The organism is Kiloniellales bacterium, assembly GCA_030066685.1.
In the GTDB taxonomy this organism is placed as follows: Bacteria; Pseudomonadota; Alphaproteobacteria; order Kiloniellales; family JAKSBE01; genus JAKSBE01.
This window is the reverse complement of record JASJBF010000027.1, coordinates 17,440-37,195: the sequence shown is the minus strand read 5'-3', so window position 1 is coordinate 37,195 and position 19,756 is coordinate 17,440. Positions and strand designations below refer to the sequence as shown.

Genomic DNA, 19,756 nt, shown 5'->3' with positions numbered 1-19,756 from the left:
AGGAGGGTGTCGATGAACGCGGTCCTCGGCGGTCGGGGCGGCCCTTCTCCGGCGCCGGCCACGACGGCGGGTCTCCGGGGGCCAGATTGGGCACCGAAATGAGGATCGCGGTCTTCCTCTTGCTCTGCGCCGCCGCGCCGGCCCTCGCCGAGCCGCTGTCCTTCGAGGGCAGGGTCGAGGCCTATCGCACGGCCGAGCTGTCGAACCGGCTGGATGGGGTCGTCGCGGAGATCCTGTTCTCCGGCGGCGAGTACGTCACGGCCGGAACACCGATGATCCTGATGGACACGGAGGAGCTCGAGCTTTCGGTCGCGACCGAGCAGGCGGAGGTTTCGCGCGCCGAAGCCGCGCATGTCCTTGCGCAGCGGGACGCGCAACGGACGCGCGCCCTCGAGACCCGGGGGGTCGCGACGGAGGTGCGCGCCGACGCGACGGAGGCCGCCTTGAAGGATGCCGCCGCCCGGCTCGAGGCGGCGCGCGTCGCCCTGCGGCGCGCGGAGCTCGATCTTCGCCGGGCGGTGATCCGGGCGCCGATCGACGGCTTCGCAGGCCGTCCGAAGACGGCCCTGGGCGCCTTCGTGGAGGCCGAGTCCGGCGCGGCGCTCGGCGAGATCCTCCAGATCGATCCGGCGCTCATCGCCTATCGCGTCCCCTATGGGGTGCGCCTGGAGTCCATGGCACGGACCGGCGCCGACAGCATCGAAGCGCTGTTCGAGCATATCGAGCTGAGGATCCAGATGCCCGGCGGGCGGATCTACCCGCACGAAGCCAGGCCGGACTTCGCCTCCACCAGCATCGATCAGAGCGACGGCACGCTGACCGTTTGGGCCGCCTTCCCGAACCCCGACGCGGTCCTGCGACCGGGCATGTCGGTCACCGTCCTCTCCGAGATCGCGAAAGGGAAGGAGGTCTCGCAATGAGCGCGCCCGAGGCCGCCAAGGTTCGGGCGGCGCCCACCGCGATGGCGCCCTTCCGGCACCGCGCCTTCGCCGTGCTGTGGCTGGCCACCGTCGCGTCGAACATCGGCACCTGGATGCACGATGTCGGCGCGGGCTGGCTGATGACCGAGCTGTCGCCGTCGCCGCTGATCGTCGCGGCCGTGCAGGCGGCGACGACCCTGCCGATCTTCCTCTTCGCGCTTCTCGCCGGGGCCGTCGCGGACATCGTCGACCGGCGCAAGCTGCTGATCCTAGTGAACGCCGCGATGGCCGTGGCGGCAGGGCTGATGGCCGGTCTCGTGCATCTCGAGCTGGTGACGCCCTTGCTGCTGCTCGCCTTCACCTTTCTCTTCGGCACCGGCGCCGCCTTCATGGCGCCGGCCTGGCAGGCCATCGTGCCCCGTCTGGTGCCGCGCGACGAGCTGTCTCCAGCCATCTCGCTCAACTCCATGGGCATCAACGTCAGCCGGGCCATCGGGCCGGCGCTGGCCGGTTTCCTGATCGTGGGCGCGGGCCTGGCCGCCCCCTTCCTGGTCAACGCGCTGAGCTTCCTCGGGATCATCGCCGCCCTCTGGTGGTGGCGCCAGGCCCCGAGCGCGCCGACGGGATTGCCGGCGGAGCACGTCGGCCCCGCGATCCGCGCCGGGTTGCGCTATGCCCTGAACGCCCCGCCCCTGAAAGCGACCTTGCTGCGCGCAGCGGCATTCTTCGTCTTCGCCAGCGCCTTCTGGGCCATGCTGCCGCTGATCGCACGGTCGGTGCTGTCCGGCGGGCCGACGCTCTACGGCACCCTGCTCGCCGCCGTCGGCGCGGGCGCGGTGGGCGGCGCGCTCGTGCTCCCGGCGATCAAGGCCCGCCTGGGCCCGGACCGGACGGTCGCCGCCGGGACGCTCGGCACCGCCGGCGTCCTCGTCGCCCTGGCCGTGCTGCCCGATCAGGTCGTCGCCGTGCTTGCGGCCGGGGTTGCGGGGCTGTCGTGGATCGCCGTGCTCTCGAGCCTCAACGTCTCGGCGCAGACCGCCCTGCCGGACTGGGTCCGCGCCCGTGGGCTGTCGATCTTTCTGACGGTCTTCTTCGGGGCCATGTCGGCGGGCAGCCTCCTCTGGGGTCAGGTCGCGGCGATCTGGGGCATTCCGGCGGCATTGCTCGCCGCCGCGGTCGGAGCCGTGCTGCTGATCCCGCTGACCAAGCGGGCCCGGCTGGGACAGGGCGAAGCGCTCGACCACAGCCCCTCCATGCATTGGCCGGAACCGGTCCTGTCGCTAGGCGCGGCGCCCGACGGGCCGGTGATGATCCAGGTCGAGTATCGCGTGGGCGAGAGTGAGCGCGCGCCCTTCCGCGCCCTCATGGCGGCGCTCGCCGACAGCCGCCGCCGCGGCGGCGGCTATCGCTGGACCCTGGTGCAGGATGCCGCCGATCCCGAGCGCCATCTGGAGACCTGGTGGGAGGCCTCCTGGCTCGATCACCAGCGTCACCACGGGCGCGTCACGGAGGCGGACCGGGCGCTCCAGGACCGCATCGCCGGGATGCAGAAGCCGGGCGTCCGGCCGGTCGTATCCCACTTCGTCAGCTGAGTTCGCAGGGGCCCTGTCCCGAGCGTTCTTGTCCCATGACCGGTCGAGCGGCGAAAAAGGTGACGCCAAGCCCGGCCATCTCAGCCGCGTTTACTCCCTATAGTTGGCCGCCGGGAGCCAGAGGGCGATCCGGGGGGAAGAGGATGACAAGGGCGAGGCCGAGATGATGGCCTGTGGCCCGGGGCAACGATCGAGGCCCATGACGAAATGCCCGCCAAGCGCGCGATCTCTGCTTCGCTAAAATCCATAGTTGAAGCTGAGCCGCTTGCCTCTGGGTCTGACTTATCCACCGAAGCAGAGCTTCAGATTTTTGAGATGTTATAATATAACGGATGCTGTGATCACCGCGCCGTCGGTGAAGGAATGCTCCCTGGGATGAGGATATCTTGGTCCATGAAGAGACTGCTTGGCATCGCACTTTGCGCGTTTGGATTGGTCGCGTCACTGTCATCAGAGGCTGCAGAGAAGACCTCGGTCTCCATCGCGGCGCCTTGGGAGATCACCAGCACCGACCCGGCGATTTCGGGCTTTGCCTTGCAGCGGATGCAGGTCATGGAGACCCTCGTAGATGCCGATTCCAAAGGGCGGCTGAGACCCGCTCTCGCGAACACCTGGGACGTCTCGGACGACAAGCTCGTCTGGACCTTCGCGTTGCGCGACGGCGTAAGGTTTCACGACGGCACGCCGCTCACCGCTGAGGCTGCCGCCGCAGCGCTGGTTCGAGCCAGCGCGCAGCCGGGCGTTCTGAAGAAGGCACCTGTCGAGAGCATTACCGCGAAGGACGAGGCTGTCGTCATATCGCTGGCGCGACCCTTTGCGGCGCTCCCCGCACTCCTGACTCATTCGACCACGGTCATCCCGGCTCCCGCGGCCTTCGATGCCAGCGGCACACCGGTCGCAGCCATAGGGACCGGACCGTTCAAGGTCGAGACTCTCTCTCCCCCGCAAAGCCTGGACGTGGTTCGATTTGAGGACTACTGGGGAGATGCGCCTGCGATCGAATCGGCGCGCTATTTGGCCGCCGGCCGCGCGGAAACCAGGGCGCTGTTGGCGGAAAGCGGCGATGCCGACCTGGTGTTCACGCTCGATCCCTCCGGCTACGCGCGCCTGGGCTCGGTCAAGGATATCGAGACGGTTGTCATACCGATTCCGCGCGTGGTGACGCTGAAGGTCAACGCCGGCCACCCGTTCCTTGCCGCGCCCGAGGCGCGACGGGCCCTGAGTCTCGCCATCGACCGCGACGGCATAGCGGCGGGGATCACCCGGTTCCCCGAGGCAGGTGCAACGCAGCTCTTCCCGCCGGCACTGGGAGATTGGCACGACCCGGCATTGCCGCCGCTCGTCAACGACCCTGCCGAGGCCGAGCGACTGCTGGCGGACCTTGGCTGGGAGAAGGGCGACGACGGCATCCTGACCCGTGACGGCCAGAGGTTCGCGCTGGTTCTGCGCACCTTCCCGGATCGCCCCGAGCTGCCCCTGATTGCAGCGGCGCTGCAAGATCAATGGCGGGCCATCGGCGTCGAGCTGGAGGTCAGCGTGAGCAACTATTCCGAGATCCCGGCCGGTCATCAGGACGGCTCCCTGCATGTGGCGCTCTATGCTCGGAACTATGGCCTAACGCCGGACCCTATCGGGACCGTGCTCGCGGACTTCGGTACGGGCGGTGGTGACTGGGGCGCAATGAATTGGCAGGAGCCAACGGTTGCGAGCGCCTTGGAGGTGATCGCCGCTACCGATAAAGATGCCGCTCGGCGGCCCAAGATCGCCGAGGTGCGCGAGGCCCTACAGAGCGATCTGCCGGTCATCCCGATCGTCTGGTATCAGCACACTGTGGCCATCGCGAAAGGGCTCCGCGGTGTCGTGGTCGATCCGCTTGAGCGAAGCTATGGGCTGAGCGGCATGACATGGGCGGACTAGACCGGCCCGGCAGTAACCTCGCCACAGCTCTGGCAGCCCGCGGGCTGCAAGCCTTGCTTGTCGCGATCATCGTCGGGGGCGTCAGCTTTGCCATGATGCAAGCGCTGCCCGGTGATGCGGCCTTCCGCATCGCGGCCGCACGCTATGGCTATGACCTGATGGACGCGGCGTCGGCCGAGGCGGTGCGCAGTGAGCTTGCGCTGGAGCGGCCGTGGTTTTGGCAACTGCTCGATTGGCTCGGTCACCTGGCGACCCTCGACCTGGGACGATCGCTGGTCACGGGCGATCCGGTCGTCGAGGAGATTGCCCATCAGCTCGGGCACTCGCTGATATTGGCGGGTGGATCGGTTGTGGTCTCCATCTTGATCGCCGTGCCGGTCGGGGTCGCGGCCGGTCTCAAGCCCGGCGGGCTGGTCGATCGCGCCTCCCTTGGCCTTTCCGTCCTGCTGCGCGCGATGCCGGCCTTTGCGCTCGGCATCGTGCTGATTCTGGTCCTTGCGGTGCAGGTCAAGCTCCTTCCGGTTGCGGGCTATCGTGGGCCCGAGCATCTGGTGCTGCCCTCGCTGACCCTGGGTCTTGGGCTTGCGGCGGTGTCGAACCGGGTGTTGCGTGATGCCGTGGTCGACGCTTTGGCGGCGGAGTGGCAGCTTTTCGCCCGGACGAAGGGGCTCTCGGCCGCGGTCACGATGCTGCGCCACGTGGCGCGCAACGTAGCGGTTCCGGTCGTTGCCTACGTTGGCGTGCAGCTCGCCTATCTGATCGAGGGCGTGGTGATTGTCGAGGCGGTCTTCGCCTGGCCGGGGATCGGGCACGCGCTGGTCCACGCGATCTTCGATCGCGATATTGCCATGGTCCAAGGCACCGCGCTGTCGCTGGGTCTCCTCTACGTGATCCTCAATCTCGGGATCGACCTAGCCTGCCGCTGGCTCGATCCGCGAACTCGGGTCGCGCCGTGACGGCCCGAGAGTCCGCCGCACAAGAGCCACGGGCGCGCGACGGTCTGGTCCTCGCTTGGCCGAGGGTCGGCGCGGCGCGCGCCATCGGCTTCGGGTTGCTCGGTTTCCTCGGCGTCTGCGCGGTCGCGGGGCCCGACTTGGTTGGGATCGATCCCGCGGCGCAGTCGCTACGCGCCACACTCCAGGCGCCAAGTGCGGCGCATCTGCTCGGCACTGACCACCTTGGCCGGGATATGGCCGCGCGACTTCTCTCGGGCGCTCAGTTGTCGCTGATGCTTGCGGGACTTTCGGTCTTGACCGCAGCGGTCCCGGGCAGCGCGCTGGGCGTGCTCTCGGCTTGGACGGGAGGTTGGCTGGACCGAGGGCTCGGCGCCTTTGCCGACGCGGTCTTGGCCCTGCCCGGATTGCTGTTGGTGTTGATGTTGGCGGCCATTTCGCCCGGCTCTTGGTGGGCCCTCTACGTCGGGATCTCGCTGACTCTCTGGGTCGAGTACTTTCGCTACACGCGCCAGCGCGCTCGGATCCTGTTGGCCGAACCGGCGGTCGAAGCCTCGCTACTGCTGGGCTTCGGCCCGATCTACATCGTGCGCCGGCACCTGGTTCCCGAAATTGGCCCGGGCCTTTTGACCCTCGCCGCCTTTGGGACCGCCACAGCGGTAACGGCGGTTGCCGCGCTCGGCTTCGTCAGCGTTGGCATCCGCCCGCCGACCGCGGAGTGGGGCGTGATGATGACCGAGCTGCTGCCCTATTGGCGTGAGACGCCCTGGCTGATTCTGCAGCCGGTGCTGTGTCTCGTCCTGACGGTGCTGGCGCTGCATCTATCCGTTGGATTCAGCCGGCGCGAGCGAGGCGCGGTCCGATGACGAGGTTGGCGGCCGAAAACCTGACAGTCGCCGTCGGATCGACCCGCCTCGTCGGTCCTCTCGGCTTCTGCAGTGGCGCCGGCGAAGTGCTGGTCATCATGGGTGAGACGGGGGCGGGCAAGAGCCTTCTTGCGCAGGCAATCCTGGGCGCTCTGCCGACCGGCCTGTCCGCGACGGGGAGCATCTGGCTCGACGCGGCGCGGATCGATGGGCTTCACCCGCGCGCCCGCGCCGCATTGTGGGGACGGCGCATCGCCATGTTGCCGCAAGAGCCATGGCGCGCCCTCGACCCGCTCATGACGGCTATGCCGCAGGTGGCCGAGACCTACCGCTACGTCGAGGCGTTTGCGCCAACAGCTGCGCGGCGCGCGGCGCAGGAGGATTTCGACGCGCTTGGCCTGCGCGGGGCTCAGGATCGGCTGCCAGGCGCGCTCTCCGGGGGCATGGCCCAGCGGGTCGCCTTCGCTGCCACACGGGCCGGTGGCGCTCCAATCCTGATTGCGGACGAGCCGACCAAAGGCTTGGATTTGGCCCGTCGGGATCTGGTGGCCGACATGTTGCTCGGCGTGGCCGAAGCGGGCGGAACTCTGGTCGTGATCACCCATGAGGTTGCGCTGGCCCGTCGTTTGGGCGGACGCGTGATGGTTCTCCGCCACGGGACTCTGGTCGAGGAGGGGCCAGCTGCGCGCGTGCTCGAGACGCCACAGGCGCCCTATACCCAGGCCCTTCTCGCTGCCGATCCGGCCCGCTGGCCAAAGCCGTCGGCCGCCCAAGCGGGAGCGACCCTCCTCCGCGCCGACGCCGTGGCCGTGGCCCGTGGCGGCCGCACCCTGTTTGAGGGCTTCGACCTTGACTTGCGCGCCGGGCAGCGGGTTGCCATCTCCGGGCCGAGCGGCGTCGGCAAGACGTCCCTCCTCGATACGCTTTCCGGTCTGCGCCCAGCGTCTTCGGGGCGCGTGGAGCGCGCAGCTTCGGTAGGGCCGACAGGCGTGCAAAAGCTCTATCAGGACCCGCCCGCCGCCTTCCCGCAGCGACTCAGCCTCGGGCGCAGCGTCGGCGACGTGGCGCAACGCCATGACATCGAATGGTCGGTGATCACCGATCTGCTGGAACGACTGAAGGTATCCCCAGCGCTGCTCGCGCGGCGCCCGAACGCTGTTTCGGGTGGCGAGTTGCAGCGGGTCGCCTTGATCCGTGCGCTTTGCATTTCTCCCAAGGTCCTGCTGGCAGATGAGCCAACCTCACGCCTCGATCCGATCACGCAGCGCGAGACCATGGATGTGATCGCAAGCCTCGCCGATGAGAGAAACATCGCCGTATTCCTGGTGACGCATCATTCCGAGATCGCGGATCGCTGGGCGCACAGGCACATGAAATTGGGCGCAGAGGCAGACAAGAACGGACCCAAATCGTGACCTCTGCATCGGCAACGGACAACCCGCATGAGCGCGGGCCACTGCAAGTTCATCAATCGACTCTTTCTGGCTTCAGTCGTGCGATGCTTGTGACCGGATGCCTGGAAGGGGTCATTCTTCGCTGTCGGCGTGATGATCCTCGCGCGTCGGCTTTCGAATCAGAAAGCCGACGTCGCGGACGGCTCGAAGGAACGGCGGCTCTTGGCCGGCACCGGCCATTTGAGGCGCGCGGACTGGGGCGCCTGCGGCGGTTCCATTTGCGCCCACCCGCTCCGGCGCCCCTCACTCCCCGTAGATCACGTCCGGGATCCAGAGGGCGATCCGGGGGAAGAGGATGATCAGGGCCAGGCCGAGGAGCTGGATGACTACAAGCTGCAGTCCGCCCTTGTAGATGTCCTTGGAACTCCTGTCGCGGAGTCACGACCTCGAGGCGATCTGTCAAAAGGGTAGCCGGTGGCCAAGATCAACCGTCGACCTGGGGCGGCCGTTCCAGCTTACCGCCGGCAAGATCGGATTTCGGACTGCTATCCCTTCGTCCTGCCGCAACGATCGGCTAGGCAGTCGGGTGCCCGACGACGTTTCGACGGCCCTTTTGGTGACGCTCGCAGAATGTCATTGGCGGATGCCGAGACACGACTCTACCGATTTGGCCGAAGGGCCGCTTTCACAGTCGAAAAATCACCATCGAGGTATTTCAGCAACAGGGGTTCAACTTCCAAGAACGTCAGGTTCGTCACCCACTCCCTACGACATCGCCTGACGAGTTGGATGGCGTTCATGAAGTGCTGAACTGAGTAGACGAAGGCGCCGACAATCCGCTTCTGGCTTCGGATGAAATCCCCCGCATCTATTTCCAGCATGGGAGTGGCGAAGCCCAAAAGGACGCATGTCCCGGATTTGCGGGTCAACGCGATCGCCTTCTGTCTGGCCTCGGCCGAACCGACGGTATCAAACACGACGTCATACCTTCCGGTAAGATCTGCCGAAACGCTGTTTGCTCCCAGCTCCGTCGCAGCACGGAGTCGGCCGCTTGAGAGATCGGCCACAGCAATTTCTTCGCAATCGGCCTCTGCCGCACAGGCAACCAGCCCCAAACCGAGTCCTCCCGCACCGACAATCGCCACCGTATCACCGGTATCCGCACCGGAAAGTTCCCAGGCGTTCACCGAGTTAGCGAAGGGCTCGACGAAGGCTGCTTGTTCCCAACTCAGATCGTCGGGCAGATCAACCAGTGCTGTCGCTGGAACGACGACCTTTTGCGCGAAACCGCCGTTGGACTGCACACCTATCAGTTCCCACGAACTGCACAACTGGTAGCGACCGCGCAGACAGTCATCGCAGGTTCCGCAGCTTTGCAACGGATTCACTGCCACACGCCGGCCTTCAGCCGTCACCCCGGCAATCCCGTGGCCCATGATGTTCGGCAGTCTCCGTATTCCAGGATTTTTGTAGCCGAGGTATTCGCTGCCCCCGATGCTGGCAACTTCCACATCAACGAAGACCTGACCCGGTCCCGCGACGGGCGCATCAATGTCCAGCAATGACAACCGGCGCTCGCCTTCGAGTAACAGGGCTTTCAGGATCCGTCCCCTCTGTCCAGCTTGTAATCTGATCTCCGAGGATAGCCGCTGGAGGCAAAGACCGACACTCCCAAACCTCGACAGTCCAAGGTCATGGCCGGTGGAAAGAGGGGCAGCGGCCGAGCGACTGGTCTTTCGATTAGAAATCGCACGGTGCGTGCGGCGCAGGCGGACGGCCGCTTCCGGCCGATCTGAGCCGCCGTCAGCAAGCCCAAACTGCAGCTTGCCCTGGAGCACCCACTGCAAGATCACGACCTCGAGGAGATCGGCCGGGAGGGCGCCTACTGGCCAAGGTCAGCCGTCGAACCAACTCGATCCTTCTTGATCCGTGATCCGAACGTCGGCTTTCGGATCCCAGACCGGTCTTCCGACAGCGATCAACGGTTAGGGCGAAACTGGCCAAAAGGCGACATGGCTCTGCCCTGGGAGCCCGAGGCATGCTGCTGCTACTCGGGGGAGGGCAATTCTGCGGAGGCCGAGCGCTCGGGCAGTCCAGCCCTACGCAGGCCTTCGACCATGCGGTCGATATAGGACGGCTGGAACCCGAAAGCGCGATAGAAGTGCACGGCGTTTTCGATTGCATAGCCGGGTCTGAGCTCAAGCAGCTTGGCGACGGCCGCAGACGCTTTTGCCTCATCGTCAAGCCAGCCGTAAGTGTAGGCGTATTGCAACTGGGCCAACCAGAAGCCAGGGATGAATGCACGATGGAAATAGTCCAACGCTGCTTCGTACTCCCCCTTTCGGTAGTGATCCTTGGCGAAAACGTACCAGATGTATTTGGGATAGGTTTTGGGATAGAGCGCGATGGCCTTGCGAACCAGCGCTTTGCCCTTTTCCCACTTGCCGGTATAGCCGATCCAACTACCGATCACGCCGATGGTGATGTCGTTCGGGCTGAGCAAGAGCGTCCGCTCTGCCTCATCGTAAAACTTCTCAAGATCACCGTTGACGAGATAAGCCCGCGTGAGGGCCCAACTGGCTTCTGCGCTGCCGGGGTCGAGCTCGACCGCTCGTCGCGCCGCCTCCAGGGCTAGCGCTCGAGGATCTCCTCCCTCGGCTTGTGCGAGTCCAAACTCGAAGGCGTACTCCACTGCGTAGACGTAGGCGAGTAACGCCCAGGCATGCGCATAGTTGGGATCAAGCTCGACCGTGGGCTTTAGGCAATCGTAGGCTCTGCGGGCATTGGATTCGGAGGGCGATCGGATCCATTGCCTTGCCGTCAGCACGCACTCATAGGCCGATAGGCTTTGCGGCGGCTTGCCGCGGGCATGGGCGAGGCGGCTTTTTGCGATGGCACCGCCATAAGACGAGGCAATCGCATTGACGACTTTTTCTGTGATTTCGGCTTGCACGTTGAAGACGTTGGCAGGGGTCAAATCGGCTTCATAGGACTCCGCCCAAACAAGCGCGGCCGAGGTGGTGTCGATAAGCTGCGCCGTGACGCGAATCGTGTCCGAGGCACGACGAATGCTTCCCTTGAGGACGTAGGCGACATCCAAGTCCTGCCCTATTTGCCTGGGGTCGATGGCTTGGCCTTTGTATTGGGTCGTCGCGCTCCGGGCGCGCACGTGGAGCTCTCGGTATCGCGTGAGGGCAGTGATGATCTCCTCGGTGATGCCGTCAGAGAAGTACTCTTGCTCCAGAGAGCCACTCAGATTGGCGAATGGCAGCACCGCAATCGAAGGACCGCTCGGCAGAGCGAGGACCGCGGCCTCAACGAAGGCGACCTCCCTCGGCCCATCTGACGGCCTCAGAATGAAATTCCAGGCGGCAAGTCCGGCAATCAGGAAAGCCACGATTGCGGCAGCGACCAAGGCTTCGCGCCGCCAGAGTCGTCTCCTCGCCTCGCTCAGCTTCGGCACCGCACCGGCATCGAGGTGGACACGATAAACCGGGACCGGCTCCGCAATATTCTTGACCCGGTGCTCGCCCAGGTCCTCGAATCCAAGGTCTACCTTGTTCTTCACCTGGTTGAAGACGTTGCGGGCAATGCAGATACCACCGGGATCGGCCACGCTCTCCAGACGGGCGGCAACATTGACGCCATCGCCATAGATGTCACTCTCCTCGACGATGATGTCGCCAATGTTGATGCCGATCCGAAACTTGATGCGCCGATCTTCTGGCTCTTGGGCGGTGCGCTCTTCCATACCGCGCTGAACGGCGGCCGCGCACTCCACCGCATCAACCGCGCTTGCGAACTCGACGAGCGCGCCGTCTCCCGTCAACTTGACAATACGCCCATGATGCTCAGCGACCTTGGGGTCGATCAGTTCTTCTCGGTGAGCGTTGAGCGCAGAGTGGGTGCCCGCCTCATCGCTTTCCATAAGGCGGCTGTAGCCGACCACATCGGCAGCGAGGATTGCTGCTAGCCTCCGCTCCAATCCCATCTCCCATCCCGAGAAAGAGCGGCCTCTTGAGGGTGAATGATACTGCTATATGCCGGAAGCCGGTAGTAGGGCTCAAAGCCCGCCCTGTCTGGCCAGCACATCAGAGAGCTGGCTTCCCCTGCAGTCGTGCGCGAAGCTCAGCAAGGGGTCATTTTCGCCCGTCCACTCAGCGCTCCTTGACATCAGGGACCGTAGATCACGGCCGGGAGCCAGAGGGCGATCTGGGGAAAGAGGATGATCAGGGCGAGGCCGAGGAGACGGTCTCAATTCTCCCCGCCTCAAAACCAAAGCGACCTTCGGCACGCGCAGAGCGCCAAGCCTATGTCCATAGCCGGCGATCCAACAAGATACTTGCCGGTGAGACGGAGCGGCTGTGATCGACCCAAGCCGACCCTTCTCGATCGACGATCGAGACGTCGGCTTTCGGATTTCAGACCGGTCATCCGACGTCGGCCATCGAATAGGGCGAAAGTAGCCAAAGGCAGACCAAAGAGGGTGGAGGGATGCCGATGAGTTTCAAACCGGGATCAGCGGTGTACCAAGGAACCAACCGACACCATCCATAATGAGCAGAGCTCCAAGCACGAGCAACAGGCTAACGATGAGCCTCTGGCCCCATCGGTCAAAAAAGCCCCTGATATTGTGTAGAAGGCGCTGGCCGCGCTCACCGAGCACTAGACTCAAGGCCACGATTGCAGCGAGAGGCGCAACGAAAACAATGTTGTAGACGACGAGTACCATGACTTCCTGCCTGGTCGTCTGATCACTTCTGAGGATGAGGTCGATGGCTGCGAGATAGGGCACAGCACCCGGTAATCCAACAATGGTCATTCCGGCGCCGGCGAGAAAGGCCTGTCTAGCCGTCACCGCAGTGGGAGCCTCTTTCTCGGTCTGTTGTTTGCGGGCTCGGGCAATGCGAAGGCCAAGGACGACAAGTACGAAGCCGATCAAGATCTGAAATATCAGCTCTTCGGTATTGGGGTCTTGCCAGACCTTTAGGGCGTAGGCGTTGATCGTATCGAACACGCTCTGCAGGCCGAACAGGACCAACAATCCGCAGACCAGGTAGGTCACGAGAATGCCAGCCAGTAGGGCTGTGCTTCGAAACAGAGGGCTCGGACCGCCAAGCAGAATTACCAAGACTACAATGCAAAGAGGAATGATCGAGGTGCTGTCCAGCAAAGCAATCGGCGTTAGCACCAGAACTAGTTCAGCCATCGCCGTCTCCCTGAATTCAGCGCTCCGTCAAAGGGTACAGATCAATTTATGCAAACGTTAGCGTTTCCGCTCAACGGCAGTGAATGGGTATCAGCCGGAGACAGAAACTTCCGCCCTGGGTCACGCTTCACCGTCGGCGTGATGATCCTCGCGCGTCGGCTTTCGGATCAGAAAGCCGACGTCGCGAACGGCTCGAAGGAATGGCGCCCCTTGGCCGGTGTCGGCCATTTGAGGCGCGCGGACTGGGACGCCAGCGGCGGTTCCACTTGCGCCCGCACGCTCCGGCGGCCGTCCCTCACTCCCCGTAGATCACGGCCGGGAGCCAAAGGGCGATTTGGGGGAAGAGGATGATCAGGGCGAGGCCGAAGAGCTGGATGACCATGAACTGCATCATGCCCTTGTAGATGTCCTTGAGGTCCCATTGCGGGACCACGCCCTTGAGGAAGTAGGCCGAGAGCGCGACCGGCGGCGAGAGCCAGGCGGTCTGCAGGTTGACGGCGACCAGGATCCCGAACCAGGTGAGGTTGAAGCCGAGCTTCTCGATCAGGGGCAGGAGGATCGGCACGATGATCAGGACGATGGGCACCCATTCGAGCGGCCAGCCCAGGAGGAAGATCAGGGCCATGACCATGAGGAGGATCGCGGTCGGCGGCAGGTCGAGGCCGAGCAGGACCTCGGTCAGCATGGTCGGGGTGCCGAGGCGCGAGAAGACCGCGCCGAAGAAGTTGGAGGCCGCGACCAGGAAGAGGATCAGGACCGAGATCTCCAGGGTCTTGATCATCGCGTCCATCAGCATGCGCGGCGTCAGCTTGCGGTAGGCCAGGGTCAGCAAGAAGGCGCCGAAGGCGCCGCAGGCCGCGCCCTCGGTCGGGGTCGCGAGGCCGAAGAGGATGCTGCCCAGGGCGGCGAAGACCAGGGCCGCCGGCGGCACCAGCCCGATGACGAACTCGCGGACGACGTGGGCCATGGACTCGGCGCGCTGGTCCTCCGGCAGGGGCGGCCCGAGCGCGGGATTGATCGCGCAGCGCAGCAGGGCGTAGCCGGTGTAGAGTAAGGCCAGCATGATCCCGGGGATGATGGCGGCGGCGAAGAGGTCGGTCACCGGCACCTCGAGCACCGGGCCCATAACCACCAGCATGATGCTGGGCGGGATCAGGATGCCCAGGGTGCCGCCGGCGGTGATGGTGCCCGAGGCGAGCTGCACGTCGTAGTTGGAGCGGTTCATGGTCCGCGCGGCCATGATCCCGAGGATGGTGACCGAGGCGCCGACGATCCCGGTCGCCGCGGCGAAGATGGTCGAGACGAAGAGCACCGCGATGTAGAGGGCGCCGCGGACCCGGGACAGCATGAGCTGGACCGCCTCGAAGAGCCGTTCCATCAGCCCGGCCCGTTCCATCAGGATGCCCATCAGGACGAAGAGGGGCACCGCGGCCAGGGTCTGCTCCATCATCACCGAGTAGAACTGGAAGGTCATGAGGTAGAAGACCAGATCGCCGAAGCCGAGATAGCCGAAGACCATGCCCAGGAAGATCAGGGTGAAGGAGATCGGATAGCCGACGAAGATCGCGAAGAGCATGCAGCCGATCAGGACCAGGCCGAGGAGTTCCTCGTAACTCATCCTTCAGGCCTCAGCGGTCGGGCCAGCGGCCGCGGGTCGCAGCGTACCAGCTCTTCAGGAACTCGGAGACGCCCTGGATCAGCAGCAGGGCGATACCGATCGGCAGTGCGGTCTTGATCGGCCCGACGTGGGGCATCCAGGCGGTGTCCATGCCGCGCTCGCCGCGCATCCAGGCGAGCTGGGCGAAGTCGGTCGAGGTCCAGAGGAAGACCAGCAGACCGGGGAAGTAGAGGAAGAGGTAGAGCGCGGCGTCGATCCGGCCCTGGGTCTGGCTGGTCCAGCCGCGGTAGAGGAAGTCGGCGCGGATGTGCACCCCCTTGGACAGGGCGTAGCCGGCGCCGAGCATGAAGCTGGCGCCGTAGAGCATGCGGCTGACGTCGTAGGCCCACATGGTCGGCGCGACGAAGAACTTGCGCATGAAGATCTCGTAGACCATGGCGCAGATCAGCGGAATCACGAGCAGGCAGACCCCACGCCCGACCCAGAGCGAGAAGACGTCGATCCAGGTGATGGTCCGTGCCATCCAGGGCGGCATGTCCGGCGGCAGCCGGCCGGGCGCCCCGGACCTGCGCTCGGCGATCAGTTCGTCAACCGTGTCGTCGGCGCCGGACATGGTGCTTCCCCTGCGTGGTCTTCGGAGATTCCGGTCGCCGTCGCGGAGGGTCGGCCCCTCACCCTCCCACAGCGCTCTTGCGCTGCGGGCCCCTCCCTCTCCCCCGGGGAGAGGGAATGAGAGCCGCACCGCAGCCCTCTCCCCGGGGGAGAGGGCGGCGAGCGGAGCGAGCGGGTGAGGGGAAGTCCCGCGACGATCGAATACCCTTCGACGACCCTACTTCTTCAGTTGCTTGGCGAAGGCGTTGCCGAGGTTGGCGTTGGAGGTCTGGGCGCCGGCCCAGAAGGGCACCGCGACTTCGGCGAAGGCCTTCTGGGAATCCCAGACCTTCTTGAAGAAGGCGTTCTCGGCGGCGTTCTTCTCCAGGGTCGCCTTGGCCGCGTTCATGTACTCGGTGAAGTAGTCGGCCGGGGTGTCGTGGAGCTGGACGCCGTGGTTCTCGGTCAGGTCCTTGAGCGCCTTGCCGTTCTCGTAGATGCGGTAGGCCAGGGACTGGATCAGGGAGGCGTTGGCCGCGACCTCGATCGCCTTTTGCTGGTGCGGGGTCAGCTTGTTGTAGACGTCGCCGTTGATGTAGATGTCGGCGTTGACCACGACCTGGTGCAGGCCCTGCAGGTAGTAGTGCTTGAGCACCTTCTGGAAGCCGAAGACGCTGTCAGGCTTGGGGCAGCACCACTCGGCGGCGTCGATCACGCCCTTCTCCAGTGCCGGCAGGATATCGCCGCCGCCCATGGCGACCGCGGCAATGCCGATGTCCTTGTAGGTCTGGCCCGGGATCCCTGGCGGGGTGCGGAAGCGGTACTGGCGGAAGTCCTCCATGGAGGCGATGGGCTCCTTGAACCAGCCGAGCGCCTCGGGGCCGACCGGCTGCAGCATGAAGCCCTTGACGTTCATGCCCATCTCGCCCCAGAGCTCGTCGTAGAGCTCCTTGCCGCCGCCGTACATGAACCAGGACACGAAGGCGATGTTGTCGATGCCGACCCCGGCGCCGGCGACCGGCGAGCCGAAGAGCATGGCGGCCGGGTGATAGCCGGACCAGTAGTGGGTCCAGGCGAAGCCGCCCTCGACCAGGCCCTTGTCGACGGCCTCCAGGGTCTCCTTGACGCCGACCACGGCGCCGGCCGGCAGCACCTCGATCACGACCTCACCGTTGGTCAAAGCGCTGACGTTCTCGCCGAACTGCTTCAGCATGGTGACCTCGTCGGCCTTGGCCGGGATCACCGACTGGACCCGGATCTTGACCTCGGCCGAGGCCGGCAGACTGCCGGCCGCCGCCAGGCCGAAGGCGACCGGCAGCGCCCAGAGGGCGCCCAGCAAGCTCTTCACTCTCCGCATTTTTTGCCTCCCATGGCTTATGTTGGCCCCCGAGCCCTGTCGCACGTTTGGGGCTTTATTCCGGGCGGTCTTGCGCCGTCCCTTCGGAAAAGCTTCACACGGGCGGCGGCCATCGACAAGGAAAAGCCGTCTCAGGGATGTCCCGGGTCAGGGCCGCAGGACGATCTTGGCGGCGGCGGTCCGACCCCGGTCGAGGTCGTGGAAGGCCTGGACGCCCGCCTCGAGGGGCCGCGGCTCGGCCCAGGCGAGCTCGCCGAGGACGCCGCGGTGCAGGGCGTCGAGCGAGGCGCGGAGATCGGTTTCGGTATAGGTGTAGACGCCGAGGAAGGCGATCTCCGACAGGGTGACCCGGCGGGCGTCGAAGTCGCCGGCCCAGTCCTGCAGGCCGAGGTGGGAGACCACGCCGCCGGCGGCCACGGCCTCGAGGGCGGCGGCGCGGGTCCGCGTGCTGCCGACCGCGTCGACCACCAGGTCGTAGCCGCCGGCCTCGGCCGGCGCGGCCGCGGGATCGAGGGTCTCCAGCCCGGCGGCCTCGGCGGTCCCCCGGCGCAGGGGGTTGGTCTCGGCGAGGCGCAGTTCGGCGCAGCCGTGGTGGCGCAGGATCAGGCCGGCGAGCAGGCCGACCGAGCCGCCGCCGATGACCAGGGCCCGGCTTTCGGCCAGGGGCTGCCAGAGCGCGGCCAGCCCGAGTTCGACGGCGTGCCAGGCGGTGGCGCAGGGCTCGGTCAGCGCCGCGTGCTCCGCGGCCATGCCCTCGGGCACGGGGATCAGGTTGCGCTCCGGGATCGCGACCCGCTCGGCGAAGGCGCCGGGGTGCTGCATGCCGATCAGCTCGCGCTCCGGGCAGAGGTTGCTCCGCCCGCCGGTGCAGTAGCGGCAGCGGCCGCAGGCGATCACCGGATTGAGCACCACCCGTTGCCCCGGCGTCTTGCCCTCCAGCACCCGGCCGGCGGCCTCGTGGCCGAGGATCATCGGCGGCACCCGGCGCGGGTCGTGGCCGTGCCAGGCGTGCAGGTCCGAGCCGCAGATGCCGACCGCCTCGACCGCGACCAGGGCCTCGCCGGGCCCGGGCTCGGGCTCCGGCTGGTCGCGGATCTCGGTCGCCTCGGTGCCGGTGTAGACCAGGGCTTTCATGGCCGAGCGCTCCCCCTTACTTCCCCTGGGAACGAGCCTAGACCAGTTTCGGCCCCCAGGGAATCCGGGCCCCGCGCCTGTGCCATGAAGAGACCTCAAGCTTCGGCAATGGCCTCGATTTCCAGCAGCCAGGCCTCGTCGAAGATGCCGGCGATGATGACGGTCAAGGCCGGGGCGCGGTCGCCCAGGACCTCCCGGCGGACCTGGCGGTTCTCCGCGATGTGGGCGCGGTCCGACAGGAAGATGGTCGCCTTGACGAGGTGGTCGAGGGTCATCTCGGCGGCCGCGAGCTGGGCTTCGATGTTGGCCCAGACCTGGCGCGCCTGGTCCTCGAAGCTCGACGGCAGGGTCCCGTCGCGCGCCAGAGGGATTTGGCCGCTGATGTAGAGCCGCCGGGTCGTGCCCCTGGTCTCGACCGCCTGGGAATAGCCGCCGACCGACTCCGGCGCGGCCTCCGAGTTGATGGATCGCATGGCCATGTGATTCCCCTCCTTGGCTTGGGATGTTCCTCTAGTGTCAGGACCCTACAAGAGGCGCGGGATCGGGCAAGAACCGGCGCCGCCGTCTCAGCGCCCCGGTCGCTTGAAGCCCTCGCGCGCGCGCCCGACCTCGGCCCGGATCGCGCAGCCTTCGACGTGGTCGTTGATCAGCCCCATGGCCTGCATGAAGGCGTAGGCGGTCGTCGGGCCGACGAACTTCCAGCCCAGCTTCTTCAGGTCCTTCGAGAGGGCGGTCGATTCCGGCGAGGTCGAGACCGTCTGCGGCGCGGCGAGCCGCTTCGGGTCCGGTTCGTAGCGCCAGAGGAAGGCCGCCAGGGAGCCTTCCCGCGCGACGAGCTCCCGGGCGCGCCGCGCGTTGTTGATGACCGCCTCGATCTTGCCGCGGTGGCGGACGATACCCTCGTCCGCGAGCAGGCGGTCGAGGTCGTCCTGTGTGAAACGCGCGATGCGGTCGAAGTCGAAGCCGTGGAAGGCGCCGCGGAAGTTCTCGCGCTTGGCAAGGATGGTGCGCCAGCTCAGCCCGGACTGGAAGCCCTCGAGGCTGAGCTTCTCGAAGAGGCGGCGGTCGTCGCCGACCGGAAAGCCCCATTCCCTGTCGTGGTAGTCCAGGAACGCCGGTGCGGCCGCGGACCAGCGGCAGCGCCGTTTCCCGTCGGGGCCCGTGATCGTTGCGCTCATGGGCCTTTGCTCCCCGAGCGATCGCCTCCCGCGCGGCCTTGCGAATTCCTTCCGGGCAAGCCGGTGGAGAAACCGCTCAAGGGAGCAGGAACTCCAGACGCGCTTCGGCGTTGGAGGGGGCGAGCTCCAGGATCTCGGCTTCCACCACCTTCTCGGCCACGAAGGGATCGGCCTCGACCCGGCTCTGCAGTTCCGCACGCGAGGTGCCGTGGGCCAGGATCCCGCCGCCCAGACCGGTCTGCAGGCTGCCGGTCAAGAGGAACACGCCGTCCTCGAAGCCGCGCTTCACCCAGTCCACGTGGCCGTCCATGAACTGGCTGGCCTTTTCCCGGTTCTCCGAAAACTTGAGAAGCACGATGAACATCCGATGGGTCCTCCTGGTATTTTATGGTTGAATTTTTCATGCCTGTATTATTTGGCCGAAAAAGTATCTGCTATTCGACGGCCGAGAGCGCGCGCTGCAGCGCGCGCTGGTCCATGCCCTTCAGGGTCCTCGCCAGCTCGGCCTGCACCTTCGCGACCTCCTTCGCGCCGGCCGCCTGGCGCTGCAGACCGCGCTGCGTCACCTCGGCCCGGACCGCGCGGCGGTCCTGCGGATCCTCGACCCGCCGGACCAGACCGTCCGCCTCGAGCCGGTCCATGAGCTGGGTGATGTTGGAGCGCACGCAGGTCATCTTCCTGGCGCAGTCGCTCAGGCTGAGCGGCTCGCCGGCCTCGATGAGATGGGTCAGGGCGCCGAACTTGGCGAGCGAAAGTCCGACTCGCGCCAAGGCCTCCCCCAGGCGCCGCTCGACGGCGCGCCCGGCGTTGACCAGGGAGAACATCAGCTGGCGGTCCTTCTCGCCGCGGCCGCGGTTCTGGCTGCGCCTCTGGTTCATATATGAATGATACAGTTGTGATGGATCTTGCGTCAAGCTGCAGGGCTCCGCTCCGGGTTCCACTGCTTCAATCCGGCGTGGCGTCGCGTCGGAAGGTGCGACCCCTCACCCAGCTCCGGCTAGGGCTCGGCTGGTCGCCTCGCCAAGCC

17 protein-coding genes are annotated in these 19,756 nt (G+C 66.0%); 6 read left to right on the top strand and 11 right to left on the bottom strand.

The window, feature by feature from the left end; all coding sequences use genetic code 11:
• Positions 1-98 precede the first annotated feature (98 nt).
• The 6 genes from QNJ30_15615 (at position 99) to QNJ30_15590 (ending at position 7,663) form a co-directional block, all read left to right on the top strand.
• A complete protein-coding gene (locus QNJ30_15615; GenBank protein ID MDJ0944896.1) occupies positions 99-920 on the top strand; it encodes an efflux RND transporter periplasmic adaptor subunit in 822 nt (273 codons plus the stop codon).
• Positions 917-2,512 carry an MFS transporter gene (locus QNJ30_15610; protein ID MDJ0944895.1) on the top strand — a complete coding sequence of 532 codons (1,596 nt, stop codon included), beginning with the start codon at positions 917-919 and terminating at the stop codon, positions 2,510-2,512. The genes QNJ30_15615 and QNJ30_15610 overlap by 4 nt, the downstream gene beginning before the upstream one ends.
• Before the next feature lie 393 nt (positions 2,513-2,905).
• Positions 2,906-4,429 (top strand): ABC transporter substrate-binding protein, encoded by a 1,524-nt coding sequence (locus QNJ30_15605; GenBank protein ID MDJ0944894.1) that lies wholly within the window; start codon positions 2,906-2,908, stop codon positions 4,427-4,429.
• Positions 4,417-5,385 (top strand): ABC transporter permease, encoded by a 969-nt coding sequence (locus QNJ30_15600; protein MDJ0944893.1) that lies wholly within the window; start codon positions 4,417-4,419, stop codon positions 5,383-5,385. The genes QNJ30_15605 and QNJ30_15600 overlap by 13 nt, the downstream gene beginning before the upstream one ends.
• A gap of 293 nt (positions 5,386-5,678) precedes the next feature.
• Positions 5,679-6,248 (top strand): ABC transporter permease subunit, encoded by a 570-nt coding sequence (locus tag QNJ30_15595; protein ID MDJ0944892.1) that lies wholly within the window; start codon positions 5,679-5,681, stop codon positions 6,246-6,248.
• Positions 6,245-7,663 carry an ATP-binding cassette domain-containing protein gene (locus QNJ30_15590; protein ID MDJ0944891.1) on the top strand — a complete coding sequence of 473 codons (1,419 nt, stop codon included), beginning with the start codon at positions 6,245-6,247 and terminating at the stop codon, positions 7,661-7,663. The genes QNJ30_15595 and QNJ30_15590 overlap by 4 nt, the downstream gene beginning before the upstream one ends.
• A gap of 638 nt (positions 7,664-8,301) precedes the next feature.
• Here QNJ30_15590 and QNJ30_15585 read toward each other — a convergent pair.
• The 11 genes from QNJ30_15585 to QNJ30_15535 all read right to left on the bottom strand — a co-directional run bounded on the left by QNJ30_15585 (position 8,302) and on the right by QNJ30_15535 (position 19,607).
• On the bottom strand, positions 8,302-9,480 hold the full coding sequence (locus tag QNJ30_15585; GenBank protein ID MDJ0944890.1) for an alcohol dehydrogenase catalytic domain-containing protein: 1,179 nt from the start codon (positions 9,478-9,480) through the stop codon (positions 8,302-8,304).
• Between the two features lie 209 nt (positions 9,481-9,689).
• Positions 9,690-11,633 (bottom strand): adenylate/guanylate cyclase domain-containing protein, encoded by a 1,944-nt coding sequence (locus QNJ30_15580; GenBank protein MDJ0944889.1) that lies wholly within the window; start codon positions 11,631-11,633, stop codon positions 9,690-9,692.
• Positions 11,634-12,149: 516 nt separating this feature from the next.
• The gene (locus tag QNJ30_15575; GenBank protein MDJ0944888.1) at positions 12,150-12,851 is read right to left on the bottom strand and encodes a GAP family protein; all 702 of its coding nucleotides are present in this window, start codon (positions 12,849-12,851) and stop codon (positions 12,150-12,152) included.
• Positions 12,852-13,146: 295 nt separating this feature from the next.
• The gene (locus tag QNJ30_15570) at positions 13,147-14,469 is read right to left on the bottom strand and encodes a TRAP transporter large permease subunit (protein MDJ0944887.1); all 1,323 of its coding nucleotides are present in this window, start codon (positions 14,467-14,469) and stop codon (positions 13,147-13,149) included.
• A gap of 10 nt (positions 14,470-14,479) precedes the next feature.
• Positions 14,480-15,082 carry a TRAP transporter small permease subunit gene (locus QNJ30_15565; GenBank protein MDJ0944886.1) on the bottom strand — a complete coding sequence of 201 codons (603 nt, stop codon included), beginning with the start codon at positions 15,080-15,082 and terminating at the stop codon, positions 14,480-14,482.
• Positions 15,083-15,298: 216 nt separating this feature from the next.
• The gene (locus tag QNJ30_15560) at positions 15,299-16,417 is read right to left on the bottom strand and encodes a TRAP transporter substrate-binding protein (protein MDJ0944885.1); all 1,119 of its coding nucleotides are present in this window, start codon (positions 16,415-16,417) and stop codon (positions 15,299-15,301) included.
• Between the two features lie 147 nt (positions 16,418-16,564).
• Positions 16,565-17,551 (bottom strand): alcohol dehydrogenase catalytic domain-containing protein, encoded by a 987-nt coding sequence (locus QNJ30_15555; GenBank protein MDJ0944884.1) that lies wholly within the window; start codon positions 17,549-17,551, stop codon positions 16,565-16,567.
• Positions 17,552-17,646: 95 nt separating this feature from the next.
• Positions 17,647-18,030 (bottom strand): RidA family protein, encoded by a 384-nt coding sequence (locus QNJ30_15550; protein MDJ0944883.1) that lies wholly within the window; start codon positions 18,028-18,030, stop codon positions 17,647-17,649.
• 87 nt (positions 18,031-18,117) lie between these two features.
• Positions 18,118-18,729 carry a DNA-3-methyladenine glycosylase I gene (locus tag QNJ30_15545; GenBank protein ID MDJ0944882.1) on the bottom strand — a complete coding sequence of 204 codons (612 nt, stop codon included), beginning with the start codon at positions 18,727-18,729 and terminating at the stop codon, positions 18,118-18,120.
• Between the two features lie 76 nt (positions 18,730-18,805).
• On the bottom strand, positions 18,806-19,093 hold the full coding sequence (locus QNJ30_15540) for a hypothetical protein (GenBank protein MDJ0944881.1): 288 nt from the start codon (positions 19,091-19,093) through the stop codon (positions 18,806-18,808).
• Positions 19,094-19,163: 70 nt separating this feature from the next.
• Entirely contained in the window at positions 19,164-19,607 is a 444-nt protein-coding gene (locus QNJ30_15535) for a MarR family transcriptional regulator (protein MDJ0944880.1), read from the bottom strand.
• Positions 19,608-19,756: the final 149 nt, after the last annotated feature.